Raw genomic sequence first — 12,368 nt, 5'->3', positions numbered from 1 at the left:
CGGTGATGTCGGCGCCGTCGCGGTGGACCGCGAGGTAGGTGAGCAGTTCGTAGCTGGCCCGTCGGACGCCCGTTACCGGGGTTCCGTCGGCGCCGATGATCGCGGGGTTGCCGAGGATCCGGACGCGGACCTTCGGCTGCGTACGGGTCGCCGCGGGTTTGGCGACTCGGGGCTGTCGGTCGGCGGCTGGCGGGCAATGTCCGGCTGGTTGGTGCTGGTTTCAGCGGTGACGGGCGCTGCGTGGTCGGTGGCGGCTCCGGTTCCCGCCGCAGGGGCGGTCTGCTCGTGTTGCGGATTCGACGGGGGCGGTGGGTCGGCGGGGTCGCCGGTGTGGGCCTCTGTGAGGACGGTGAGCAGTTGCAGGGTGGTGTCGCTGTCCAGGACGGCCAGTTTGGGTCCGGGTCGGGTGTCCTTGTGTGTGGTGGTGCCGTCCGGGGCGACGGTGAGGGTGGTGCCGAGGGGCCAGTCGCCGGCGATGAGGGCGGTGATGCCGAGGGGGTGGCCCAGGTGCAGGGCGGTGCAGAGCCGGGCTCGGATCGCGGTGTCCGGCACATCGGTGATCAGGATGACCGGCGGGAGCGGTTCGTGGTGCGGGTCGGCTTGGTGGAGGTCGTCGAGGCTGGTGACGTCGGCGTCGGTGACGGCGCGGGTGCGGTGGATGATCTGGGCTTCGATGTAGGCGAGAGCGTGATCGAGGCCGGCGGCGACGTGGAGTCGGGGAATAACGCCGACGAGGTCGGTGATGGCGGTGCCGCCAAGCAGGTCGGCCAGCGCGGTGGCGGGGATGACGATGTGGCCGCGGGCGTCGGGGTCGTCGGGGCTGCCGGAGGACAGTGTGGCGACGAGCATCGCGCGGATCGCGTCGGGTCCGCCTGCTCCGGTGAGCCCGAGTCCGTCGGCGGGATGCTCTGGCAGGCCGGCGAGTTGCGGGCCGGACGGGCCGGTCGGGGTCGGCGTCGGTGGTGTGCCTTCGACGATGTCGCGGACGGTGGGCTGCGGGACCGGTGGGGTGACCAGGTCGGGTGCCTGCTCGCGGGCCACTCGGCGCAGCCGGCTGATGACGGCGGGCAAAGGTTGCAGGGTCGGATCGTTGGCCGGGTCGGGATCGGCGATGGGGTTGTAGCGGCTGCGGCGTCGCAGCCAGACCACGGATGCTGCGGCAGCCAGCGCCGTTGCCAGTCCGATGGGTGCCCAACCTCCGGGAAGGCTGACCCCGTGGGTGTCGTCGTTTGCCCGGTCCTCGGACGTTGGGGAGGCGGTCGGTGTGGTGTTGCTCGGGGCCGGTGTGGTCGTCGGGGAGGTCGTAGCGGCAGACGCGATGGTGGCTGGCGGAGGTTCGATGACGGAGTCGGGGTCGGGGGTGGCCGGCGTTGATGGCGCTACCGCAGATCCCGGAGCGGGTGATGCCGTACCTGGTGTGGCCTGAGGTTGGGCGGTGGACGTTGGTGCTGACTGGTTCGGCGTGTGTGGCTGGGTGGGTGATGGCGCGGCAGCACAGTGGTCACGCGGTGGTGGGTTGTCCGGAGTCGACGGGCTGGTCGGAGCCGGCCGGTCGGGCGGGCGCGGTGTGGATGGTGTTTCGGCCTCTGCTTCGGGTAGGTCGAGGGTCCAGCCGGGGCGGATCAGGTTCGGGTCTGTCAGGGTGCCGCCGATCTGGGGGTAGCGGGTGCCGCGGTTGAGGTTGTAGATCTCCGGCCACCGGTCCGGGTCGTCGAGGAAGCGGTCGGCGATGGCGGACAGGGTGTCACCCCGACGCACGGTGTACGTTGACGTCGCCGGTTCACCCGACTCCTCGTCTTCGAAAACCCTTTCGGCGGGCTGGGATGGAATGTCTGGTGGGACGGTGTCCGCGCTGGAGGTGGTGTGCGCGACCGCGGGCACGGCGGCGGTCGTGGTGACAGCGGTGGCGCCAAGAAACGCTGCCGTCAGGCCCTGCAGAGGGCTGGGCAACCGAAGAGCAAACCGCCACCGGATACGACGGGCCAGGTGGCGGTAGACGCGCCGGGACACGATGGCGGTGAGCAGTGTCCACAGCAGCCACGCGCTGAACTGGAAAAGCGCGGCCACGAAGCCGGTAGTGAGAGGCTGCTGCAGCCATGCGCGCAGCTGCTCCGGTGACGGTGCCGTGATGGACAGCCAGCCGGTCAGGAACAACGTGACCGGCGGTGCCGCCGCGATCAGGACAGCGCCGCCCGCGGCGACAACGGTTGCAGCAGCAGTTGATCGTGGCATGCCCTGGTCTCCTCGCCGTGCGGGTCCTGTGTGTGGAACCGACGGTAGGAGCGGAGGAACACGGAGGCGCCGGTGTCGATGCTGACAACACCTCACACGGCCTTACACACCCTTACAACCGCAGGTCACACCCAGTTCGGTGTCTGGGGCACGATGTCGGCGCACGAATTCCGTTGCAGCGCCGTGCACGCCAGCACGGACATGACAAACCACCACCATCGGCAGTACGTCTGGGCAATCGGCGACGGCAGAGACGCTCCGCGCCTGAATCTCGGCTACACCCGGCGACGGCGGGCATAACCCGTCGGGGACGCGCGCAGATCTGCCGAATTGAGTGCGCGCCTTACCGATGCGGATCTACTGTGTCGGCACTGTCCTGCTGGGGCCATGCGTACGATGCCGGAATTGCGGCCTCATGGGTTTAACCACTTTAGGAGCGCAGCAATCATGCCGACGAGCCCACCGAGCGAGGCTAGGATCAGGAATACTGTGCTGACTACGTCAAATTTGCTGACCGCCTTGTCTTCCAGCTTGCCGAGCGCCTTCTCGAAGCTGTCCGAACTGGACCGGAAGGCCGTATCGAGGGCCTCCAGTTTTACCTCCATTTTTGCCATTGTTATTGAGCCTTGAATCGCGTAACGCTCTCCCTGAATGGCTACGCCAAGCTCTTGCGATTCTTTCTCTATGCGTTGTGAAAATTCCCGCTGTTCGTCTTGCTGACGGTCCAAGATGCGGAGAAGGTTCTCTCGCATCGCAGAGTCATCGACAGACTTTGCGATCTGCTCTCGGAGCGATTCCAGCTGATCCTGTGGCTTGATTGTCTTGATGCGGTCCAAGACCAGCCTTTTGCGTTCCAGCAGGGTGGGAAGGATGCCGACTTCAATGATCGATTCAGACTTCGCCTGAACAACCACGACGCCACTCTCGGCGGTCACCTTGAGTCGGAGGACGCCGAATTGGTCGGGATGGCGAGCCGCATCGGCTATGCGCTCGAGCGCGTCCTCAAGTTCAGGAAGGGACTGCTTCTCGATTTCGGCGACGCCGAGACCAAGGGCTTTCAGTTTCGGCTCGAAGAACTCTCGCGCCCGTTGCTCCATCTGTCCAAAAGGATTACTCGTTACCGGATTTCCCACAGCCATTAGTGCTTCCTGTTCGGTTACTCATCATCAACTGCGGAGACTTGGTCCCAAACGCGCCTCGTAAGGGTGGGTCCGCCATCGTATCAACGCGATGCAAGGATCAGCTAATCGATCTTGATTGCTCGTGCGTATTTCCTTCATGCGATCAACGGTGAGTTCGGAACTACTTACTCACATGCCGCGATCCGTGCGCTACGGAACGTCATGACGAGTTCCGCCGCCCCGCTCCCGGAAATGCAGGTAAGCGGACGCCTGGGGTGAGGAGTGGTCCCCCGTGGCAGCACCATTCGGTTCTCGCAATAGAGCGCCACGACGATGATCTGTGCAAGGTTGCCGGTCATCGCGCTCTTAACGGCTGTCGAGCCACGTCGCAGATTGCCTTTGACAAGGCTGCGACAATGTATGCGTGAGCGCCCTGGATCCCCTTAATCGGAGTGCCCTAGCCCGTCGGGTTGAAGAACTCCGAGCCGAAGCAAGCAACAATATCGAAGAGCAACACGTTCTATCAAGAGTAATCTTGAAGCAGTTTACTGACGATAGACACCTCCTTCATGCGGTCAGTGTCATCGATCGCGACGCAAGGACCCTCATAAAAGGCCCCCGTGGCGTGGGCAAGGTGCCCAACTTCGTACCGCAGGCGTCGAGGTCGGCCGAGGAACTGTGGGGTAGGACCGAGAACCTTATACCGCGAGTTATCAAGCTATGCCAACAGGATCGCCTGCACGACGATCCAGCTGCGGTCGCGGTTGTCCGGGATGCAGTGGCGTTGCACTACGTCCGGAATCGCAGTCTGTTGACGATTCATAAGCGCGGGTATGAGCAGATCCGGGCGGAGCTACGGCGGAACGCCCGAAACATGTCAGGATATGAGCAGGGTTTTCGTCGTCAGTTCCACCGGGCGCTACGTGATGATGAAGACCATGATGCCTATTTTGAGGTGCTAGCCCGAAAGGCCGACTCGGATTTCCGCTCCGGCCTGCTGTTCAGGGCGAGTGTAGAGCGTATGTTCATGCGATGTCGTCAGTGGATGGTCGAGAAACCGGTGCAGTTGCTGCATCCGGAGGGCGGAATGTTCCTCATCGGTGATTCGCCGGTGATCTCCGTCGATCACCTCGGCCGACTCGGACCAGAGAATGGCGTAGCAATCGGTGACGCAATTCAGATACTCATGCCGTTGACCCCACGAACGCTGATCGCCTTCGGTCCTTCAGCCACCGGCGTGGTGCCTGCCGAGGTCGTGGCGGAGTTGAACGCCTTCCAGGTTCGTGCGGCCCACGAATACGTCTTCGTGCACCCCGCCAGTGGTCTTGAAGACTTTGTGCGGACCGTACGGTTCGGCGCAGACGTCGTTGGCGGCGAGTTGAGCAGTGAGTCGCTGTGACTGATCGGTCGTTGGTCACGCTCGCCGGACTGTGAAACTCTGTTGACAACGAAGCCGCCAGCGAACGACCGTGGACTCGGACATGCCGTAAACTGTGCGTGCCTGATGCTGCTGGCCGTCGGCCATAAGCGTCCGTATCTGATGGTCAGCGCGGCGGCGGCTCGCAATTTGCCCGACCTCATGTCCTCTCTCCTAGCGTCGGAGGTACACGCGGCAAGGGGGCCGACATGATGCGACAGCCGCCGTGTGGTCAGACTCATCGGCTTCCCGGCCGGTACCGATCTTGGATCGAGTCGTGGCACTCTCCCACGTCTACAGAGAGGATCTACCGTGCCGGTCATCGCACATCGCGTGGTGCTACGCGCCCGGCGACACAAGAACCAGGCCGACAAGATCCATTTTGTCGTGGCGCGAGCCGATGGCAGCACGCGCCGACTATGGGTTGGCAAGGATCATTTCATGTACGAGATCCTTGACAGCCACCTACTCGCGATGGGCTACACCGGCCCTGCGAGCGGACGGACCGATCCCGAGGAGACGCAGGATGATACCGAGGCGGCAGACTAGCGAGCGGCTGCATCGGCCCGACCGAAACGACGCGCTCGGGCGTGGACTCACCGCGAATTCGCGGCACGCCCGTTGCCGCATGCGGTAGCTGCTGTCGCGGCAGTCGACCACGACCGCAGCCAGATCCACGCACGTAGGTATCCGCTCATGCGCGGATCGGGCGCTACCCAACATGACGAAGACCGTGGATGCCCTGCGTCCGATCGCAGCCGATGTGCGGATGCTCGGTCAAGCAGCGGTAGCTGCCTTGGGCAGCCTTCTAGCTGCGGTCAGGCATGGTCCGCTTCGCCGGGTGGTGGTCAGTCGTGTGCCAGGCCGGCGAAGATGACCGCGAGCGTACGGGTCTGCAGCTGCTCGTCCCACCCACCATGCAGGGCTCCTTGGCACACGCTGGCAAGGAGTGCCATCACCTCGGGTAGTCGTACCGTCGCCCCGACGTCTCCGGCGGCTCGGGCTTGTTGCAGCAGCCTGTCGACTGCGTCCTCCACGTGGCTGACCGCGTCGGGCAGTCGGATGTCGACCCCGGAGCCGGCGAGCAGGTCGACGACTGTCTTCTTCGCTGCTGCCTGCGCCACCATGTGGGTGAAGAAATCGAACAGGTCCCGTTGTTCAGCCTCCTCGACAAGCTGCGCCAGCAACCGCTTCATGATCGCGGCGAGCAGGTCGTCCTTCGTGGGGAAGTGGCGAAAGACCGTGCCGATGGCGACACCGGCTCGCCGGGCGACCTCCTCAGTGGAGCCACGGGGGCCAAACTCGGCGAAGACCGCCTCGGCGGCGTCCAGAATGCGTGCGCGGTTGCGCTGCGCGTCGGCGCGCAGTGGCGTGCCCCCTACCAAAATGAGCCTCCACTCACTATCCTCGACGCAAGTCGAGTGCTGACTCATTATCGGGGAGGGGTCATCGTGACACCAAGAGCGGTCTTCGACAGCATGCGTGCCCAGTGGCTCGCGAACCAGCCCACCTACGAGGCTGATGTGCTCGCCGACGACGTCGTGATCGAGACGCCGTTCGCCGCGCCCGGCCGCCCGACACGCACGGAGGGCAAGCAGCGAGTTCTTGAGTACACGCGAGCCAGCCAGGCGGCGTTCCCCGTCCGATTCGACGACTGCCGCAACGTGGTCGTGCACGAGACCGCCGACCCCGAGACGATCGTGATCGAGTACGAACTGGTTGGCACGCACACCGCGACCGGGGTAACCGCCTCGGCGCCCTTCATCGCGGTGCTGCGGACGCGAGACGGCAAACTGGCCCACTGGCGCGAGTACCAGCACACTCTCGCCATCGCTCAGGCCGTCGGTCACGCCCAGGGCTCATGAGGGTCAGACCACCGATGGTGATGGCAACGAGGAACCAGCCGGCAGACCCAGCACTGCGACCATGCACCCGGCTTCGAAGATGGAAGTGACCGGCGATTCGCCGTGTGCGGGAGTCGGCGTTCAGGGGCTGCCCCGCTTCGCGGTCGGCCTTGATCGTGCGCACGCTTCTGGCTCCCCTCTGTGTCAAGACACCGCCGGGAGGAGAGTTCTATCCTGGGTGGCGGCGGGTCCGGGAAGTGACTTCTCCGAAGAGCCGGCTGGGGGATGCGAGTCGGTCGCGCTGGAGCCAGTTGCCGTTCCCCGTTGTCCTCCCGGGCTCGCCGCCGTGCCCACGGCGTCGTTGGTCATGTTGCGGTAGACGATGTCGGACAGGCGTCGTTTCAGCGCACGCATGGCTTCCATCGAGGTCTTGCCGCCGGCTTTCTTCCGGTCGAAGTAGGCGCGTCCTTCGGTGGGGTTGCGCAGCTGGACGGTGGCCATGATGTGCAGCACCCGGTTGATTTGCCGGTTGCCGGCTCGGGAGAGCCGGTGTCGCATCTGCTCGCCGGAGGAGGCGTCGATGGGGGCGGTGCCGTTCCAGGAGGCGAAGTGGGCCCGGTTCGGGAATCGGGTGATGTCGCCGACCTCGACGAGCAGCCGGGCGGCGCCGGATGGTCCGATGCCGTGCAGGTCCATCAGCGTGGTGCCGGTGGAGGCGAGGAGTTCCTTGAGTTCCTTGTCGGCTTCCTTGGAGCGTCGGTAGATGCGTTCGAGGTCGGCGATCAGTTCCGCGGCGACCCGGCGTCGGGCCTTGCCGACCGCGTCTCGGGGCCGGACGGTGGCCAGCAACGTCTTGGCTTGGGCGGCGGAAAGGCTCTTCTTCGCTCCACCGGGGATCAGTTCCAGCAGCAGTTGGTGCAGCTGGGAGACCATCCGGGTGTGGTCCTCGCCGAGGGAGCGGCGCCGGTCGACCAGAATTCGCAGCAGGGCCAACTGTTCGTCGTTGACCACCGGGCGAAGTCCGGTCATGCGGGTGCCGACCAGGGCGATGGAGTGGGCGTCGGTGGCGTCGGTCTTGCGGCCCTGCCCGGTGGCGAACACCCGCGCCCTGGCGGACAGCTTCGGTGGCACGTCGACGACCTGTTCACCGTCGGCCAGGAGCCGGTTGGCGATGTGCCGGCCTATCCCTTGGCAGCCCTCGATCGCCCAGACCCGGTTCGGCCACTGGTTGGCGTACCTTCGCATCGCCGTGTAGCCGTCGCGGTCGGTGTCGAACCGGCCGCCGCCGACGACGGTCTCGTCGCCGGCCATGACCTCGATCGTTGCCGAGCGCTTGTGCGGGTCCATCCCGATGACCACACGATCCGGCGTGATGCTCAACAAGTCCTCCGATGCTCGATCTACCTGGTTCATCGAGCCGGGAGGGCAACGCTACTTCGAGCCGAGCAAACCCCTCTTGAGCCTCTCCCCGCCCTAGGCGACGCCCGGGCCGCGCAGGCCAGATGAGAGCCACACGACCAGCGTGGGCAGCCGCAAAGAGAGCGACAGCCCGGGCGCCTCGACCGAAGCCTGGCCGGGCAACGGTCGCAGGTCAATGAAACAAGTAGCCGCCGACCGCGCGTTGCGTCGTGTCGGTGACCGTCCCCTTCTGTATATCGGTCCTTCTGCCCGCCTTGGCTCGCTCCCCGCCCGTCTGCCGAACCCTGGATGCTCAGGCACCCGGGTCTGCGGGTGTAGATCGGTGATGGCTGCAGATCGCGTTCTCTAGGCTGACGCCATGTGGGCGGAGCACGAGGTAATTGACCTGGGTGACCACGATCACCGATCGGTGCCCTCGGGCAGTTCCGCTCCTGACCGCGTTATGGCCAGACGGAAAGTGCACGTGCGGCTCGTCGCTGCCTTTGTGGTCGGCGTGGCGCTTGGCGGTGTTGCGGTCAGCGAGCTGAGGGATGCACGGGAGGAACGAGAGCGAGGTAGGTCGATCTCCCTCGTGGCCTTCGTTGCGTCCGGCGGCAGCGGGGGCGGGGGCAGCGGGGGCGTCTATCAATTGGCAGGACAACTGGCGGTGATCAATGCTGGGCCGGCACCGGTCACTGCCAGTGCGGCGACCGGTCAGCTGCCGGGTATCCGGGTCCGGGGTACCGGACAGTCTCGGCTGCTGCGTCCCGGCGGCACCGGCTGGATCGACGTCGAGGTCCGCATCGACTGCTCGATCCCGTTCGACAGCGAGCCGTTGCCGATGCGGTTTGCGGTGGAGACTGCTGACGGGAGGGTCAGGGAGGTCAGCTACCTCGTAGCCGTGATCGGCAGCGCCTGGCATCGTGAGGTCGAGCGGCCCTGTGCGCACCTTGCTGACCTGGTGAAGGGTGAAGGCTGAGGGGGCAGCCGCAGACGCACCAGGGGCCTCGGGTCGCCGCCACTTGCGGATTCTGCCCAGAACCGCCTACCGGGACATGCCGTGAGCCGCGCGCTGCGCAGCGTCCACCGAGCCGGCACAGGTGCCGTCCGGACGTGCCGAGTTGCGGATGCTGGACGGGGCCTTCGGCAGGCGAGGCTTAGACCTGCTGAAGCACTCGTGATCGCCGCGTTTCCGAGTACTGGCCGTGGATGGCCCGGCGCAGCCTCGGACTTGTAGAGGTGACGGCTGCCCTGCGTTGGCGATTGCTGCTTCCTCGTATCCTGCGGGCCATGCCCGATGGTCCGCTCAGCTCGCGCCCACCACTCAGGCCAACGACCCGTACGTTGATCGCCGCGCTGCTGGTGTTCGGCGTGGTGGTGCCATCCGTCATCATCCGTGAACTGATCGAGGGCGCGATGGGCAGTGGCCCGCTCGCGGATCTCGGCTGGATCGCAGTTCCGATGGCGGCCACGGCCTGGCTTGCGCCGCGTGCCTCCTACCGTCGCCGCGACGCACTGTGGTGGCTCGCTGGCGGCTTCGGCCTCTACATCTTCGTGGTGATCGCATGGCGGGTAGCCTTCCTGCCCTACCGCGATTGGCCGCCTCGACCCGATGAGGCATCCCGGGTCAGCTGGCTGCGCGACGGTCAACAGTCCGGGTTGTGGTACCTGCCGGGGGTAGCAAAGTAGGCGTTGGCGGCCGCTTGGTTGAAGGCGGATCTCCTCGTCGGGCAGTCGCAGACCGTCCAGCCTCTCCGGACGGGACAAAGCTCCCTACGCGGCTGACTTGCGGCGATAGGGCCCGCCGGTGCCCTGGCCCGTACGCCGATAGCCGGCGAAGCAGCGTTTACTTTCGATCCGACGCCGGACTGTGTTTGGGCTGCCCGCGGTGCACGGATTTAACGCGTTCCGCGTGCTGTGCGGCATACGCCGGTTGTCTGAATGTCCGTCTGGCTGGTACGCACGATCGGGCCGATGAAGGTGCAGTTGAACAGCGCCTCTGAGTCCGGTCAGCTGGGCGTGTAGCACAACCGGTCCGTGAGCTCGATCATTAAGTTCTTCGTTGCTGCCGATAGTGCCGCTGCAGCCGGCGTAGCGGATAGCAGTCCTGGGCCAGCCTTTGCCTCGGCGACGTACGGCAACTTTGACGTCTGGTCGGCGCTTGAGGAGTGGGAGGGCCTCCTGACCGATCGCGACGTCGATGAACTCGCAGCCGGCAGCGGCCCCGACGTCGTCAGCGGCGCCGACGCCCCTCTGGTCCCGCTCGTCCCTTCCGAACTCACGAAGGCACTGGCCGACGCTGGTGACGAGACGCTGGACAGGGCTACCGAGCGATGGATCGAGACGCGATCCCAGGAAGGCGAAGCCATCGACAACGACCTCGCCCGTGAACTTGTCGGTGAGATCGCCGCCTTGGCAGCGAACACAGCACGAACAAAGAGCTCGCTCTACTGTTGGATCTGCTGAAACCTGGCGGGAGCGCATAGTCGGCCGACAGCCATGAATCAAACCAAGACGGCACCCGGATTTGCCGGACCCATCCCCCACCACCGCCGACGGCCCCGCCCTTCCCAACGGCTCCGCGTCTGCCCGACCGCCCTCTCGCGATTGCGACGACGCGTGCAGCGTTGGGGTTCGAGTCGCCTCGAAGGTCACCACCTCGAAATCGAGCTTGACCTGGCGTGTTGGCATCGGGTGTGTGTCGGGGGCAACACAAACCAAAACCCAACCGGGTCCGACGCTGTCAGCGTCAATCCCGTTGCTATAGCGGCTGATCGTTCGGCGGTGCTCCACTCTCGACACCTACGTGGTGGAGCAGTTCGTGGGGCGCCGCCTTCTCAGCGTTTTGCGGATTCTGGTTCTGCTTCCCTCTCTCTTCATCCCTGCGCATAGCCTACGTTGAGGTGCGCGCGATGTCCGTTTGGCCGCTACGTGATAGAGGCGTCCTGCACAGCCATGAAGCGATGGCGCTGTAGTCCGCGTCGGTGAGGCCACGGCGTGGGTCGACACGATGCAGGAGCGCGGGAGCGCTGCGGTCTGCCGCTACCCAGGTCCGGTCGGCGTCGGTGATCTCGTCGTCGACCCAGAGAAACCGGCGTCCCGCGGCCAACTCAACGAGGTGGCGCATCTTCCAGTGCAGCCGCCCGTCGCCCTGGTCCGCGCCGGCGCGTGCTTCGAACGCGGCAAGCTCGTCGAACAACCGGCACCCGACCCCGCCACCCACATCACCACCACCGCCACCCAACCAAGATCGTTCAGCCACAAGTCCGACTATTGCTCCGGCTCGACCCAGTTGACGTTCAAGGCCGTTGAGCGGTTGTGCGCCGTTCAGATCATCTCATTGCTCCCAATCCGATCACCCACCATGAGCTGGGGCGGCAAGGATGGAGTGCGGGCTGCCGTTCTAGGCGGAGCGTTCGAATCCGGGCGTACGGCGGAGGGTACGCTCCCAACGGAGGAGCCCCAAACGGTGATCCACTCGCAATACTCCGAGTCATGAGATCGCGGCGTGTCCGCCTCACCTCCGGCGGCCTGACCTGGGACCTGCGTCCACCGCGCAGCCCTCTTGGTAACCCGGCCTCTCGTACCCCTCTGCCCACCAACGAACGCGATATCCGGAATCGCTTGGAATCGAACCTAGCAAGGCTGCTCGTCGCGATGCGCAAGGGCAGAGAGTCGAGTGCGCTGGAACTGCTGCGGGAGTCGCGGGCATTGGTGGCTCGACTACCGCGCGGCTCATGCGACGAGCAACGCCGCAAGATCGAGGCCGCAGCCATCGTGCTTCGTTCCGCCGCATGGCGGCAGCAGGCGGCCACCACACGGCATAGCGAGCAGAAGCGGCGGAAAAACTAACCCTGCCCTTCAGGATGGGGGTGACTGGGGCGTGGGGTCGAGTTGATGCCGGGGTCTGCATGCCGACACAATGCACCATCATCCCAAATCCGACTGGCCGCGTTGTCGCCGCTGGTCAACGCCACACGGAAGTACGGATCCCCTACAGGCCCTTCACGCGCCAGGCAGCGGCTTGGGGTCGCCCCTTCAGCCGGCTCGCCGAGCACGCCACCGGCATGCAGTGCCGTCCAACCGTCAGGCGCGGCACCGAGCGCACTGCTGTCCCCGAGCAGGATCTACCATCGCCACAGGGCCAGCCCATTTCCGGTGCGCGTCCACGACACCCAGTGCGAGACCGCCGGGAAAGGACTTCGGCTTCGATGACGCTGTACTCGGTTCATGCGGGGACGCGTTTCCGGACTCCAATGAGCGCTTTCCATCTGGGGTAGCGCGAGCGGGTCAGGCGTTGGGTGTCACTCGCGGGTGAGTCCCGGTGGCAGCGCGTCTTCGTCGGGTCGGACCCGG

Annotated in this window: 12 protein-coding genes; 7 read left to right on the top strand and 5 right to left on the bottom strand. The window is 65.5% G+C overall.

Annotated features, from left to right (window positions below):
* Window positions 1–72: 72 nt before the first annotated feature.
* Complete coding sequence (locus tag SM447_RS27575) at window positions 73–2,232, bottom strand: LysM peptidoglycan-binding domain-containing protein (protein ID WP_474575799.1); 2,160 nt, start codon at window positions 2,230–2,232, stop codon at window positions 73–75.
* A gap of 413 nt (window positions 2,233–2,645) precedes the next feature.
* Entirely contained in the window at window positions 2,646–3,329 is a 684-nt protein-coding gene (locus SM447_RS27570) for a hypothetical protein (protein ID WP_474575798.1), read from the bottom strand.
* 448 nt (window positions 3,330–3,777) lie between these two features.
* On the opposite strand from SM447_RS27570, the gene SM447_RS27565 reads away from it, so the two are divergent.
* Window positions 3,778–4,752, top strand: coding sequence for a DUF4238 domain-containing protein (locus SM447_RS27565; protein ID WP_474575797.1), 975 nt, complete (start codon window positions 3,778–3,780; stop codon window positions 4,750–4,752).
* Between the two features lie 330 nt (window positions 4,753–5,082).
* Window positions 5,083–5,319 carry a hypothetical protein gene (locus tag SM447_RS27560; RefSeq protein ID WP_474575796.1) on the top strand — a complete coding sequence of 79 codons (237 nt, stop codon included), beginning with the start codon at window positions 5,083–5,085 and terminating at the stop codon, window positions 5,317–5,319.
* Between the two features lie 299 nt (window positions 5,320–5,618).
* Here the strand turns inward: SM447_RS27560 and SM447_RS27555 are convergent, their stop codons facing one another.
* Entirely contained in the window at window positions 5,619–6,155 is a 537-nt protein-coding gene (locus SM447_RS27555) for a TetR/AcrR family transcriptional regulator (RefSeq protein WP_474575795.1), read from the bottom strand.
* A gap of 66 nt (window positions 6,156–6,221) precedes the next feature.
* Between SM447_RS27555 and SM447_RS27550 the strand changes: the two genes are divergently transcribed.
* Complete coding sequence (locus tag SM447_RS27550; RefSeq protein ID WP_474575794.1) at window positions 6,222–6,635, top strand: nuclear transport factor 2 family protein; 414 nt, start codon at window positions 6,222–6,224, stop codon at window positions 6,633–6,635.
* A 183-nt stretch (window positions 6,636–6,818) separates the two neighbouring features.
* Here the strand turns inward: SM447_RS27550 and SM447_RS27545 are convergent, their stop codons facing one another.
* Window positions 6,819–7,994 carry an IS110 family RNA-guided transposase gene (locus SM447_RS27545; protein ID WP_474575793.1) on the bottom strand — a complete coding sequence of 392 codons (1,176 nt, stop codon included), beginning with the start codon at window positions 7,992–7,994 and terminating at the stop codon, window positions 6,819–6,821.
* 397 nt (window positions 7,995–8,391) lie between these two features.
* On the opposite strand from SM447_RS27545, the gene SM447_RS27540 reads away from it, so the two are divergent.
* The 3 genes from SM447_RS27540 (at window position 8,392) to SM447_RS27530 (ending at window position 10,478) form a co-directional block, all read left to right on the top strand.
* Window positions 8,392–8,991 carry a hypothetical protein gene (locus tag SM447_RS27540; protein ID WP_474575792.1) on the top strand — a complete coding sequence of 200 codons (600 nt, stop codon included), beginning with the start codon at window positions 8,392–8,394 and terminating at the stop codon, window positions 8,989–8,991.
* Between the two features lie 365 nt (window positions 8,992–9,356).
* Complete coding sequence (locus SM447_RS27535; RefSeq protein ID WP_474575791.1) at window positions 9,357–9,701, top strand: hypothetical protein; 345 nt, start codon at window positions 9,357–9,359, stop codon at window positions 9,699–9,701.
* A gap of 348 nt (window positions 9,702–10,049) precedes the next feature.
* Window positions 10,050–10,478 (top strand): hypothetical protein, encoded by a 429-nt coding sequence (locus SM447_RS27530; protein WP_474575790.1) that lies wholly within the window; start codon window positions 10,050–10,052, stop codon window positions 10,476–10,478.
* 427 nt (window positions 10,479–10,905) lie between these two features.
* Here the strand turns inward: SM447_RS27530 and SM447_RS27525 are convergent, their stop codons facing one another.
* Entirely contained in the window at window positions 10,906–11,211 is a 306-nt protein-coding gene (locus tag SM447_RS27525; RefSeq protein ID WP_474575789.1) for a hypothetical protein, read from the bottom strand.
* 425 nt (window positions 11,212–11,636) lie between these two features.
* On the opposite strand from SM447_RS27525, the gene SM447_RS27520 reads away from it, so the two are divergent.
* Window positions 11,637–11,864, top strand: a complete 228-nt coding sequence (locus SM447_RS27520) for a hypothetical protein (RefSeq protein ID WP_474575788.1) — start codon at window positions 11,637–11,639, stop codon at window positions 11,862–11,864.
* Window positions 11,865–12,368: the final 504 nt, after the last annotated feature.

This window comes from Micromonospora aridisoli (assembly GCF_056150025.1).
The sequence above is the reverse complement of the archived record's forward strand: the minus strand, read 5'-3'. Positions and strand labels throughout refer to the sequence as shown.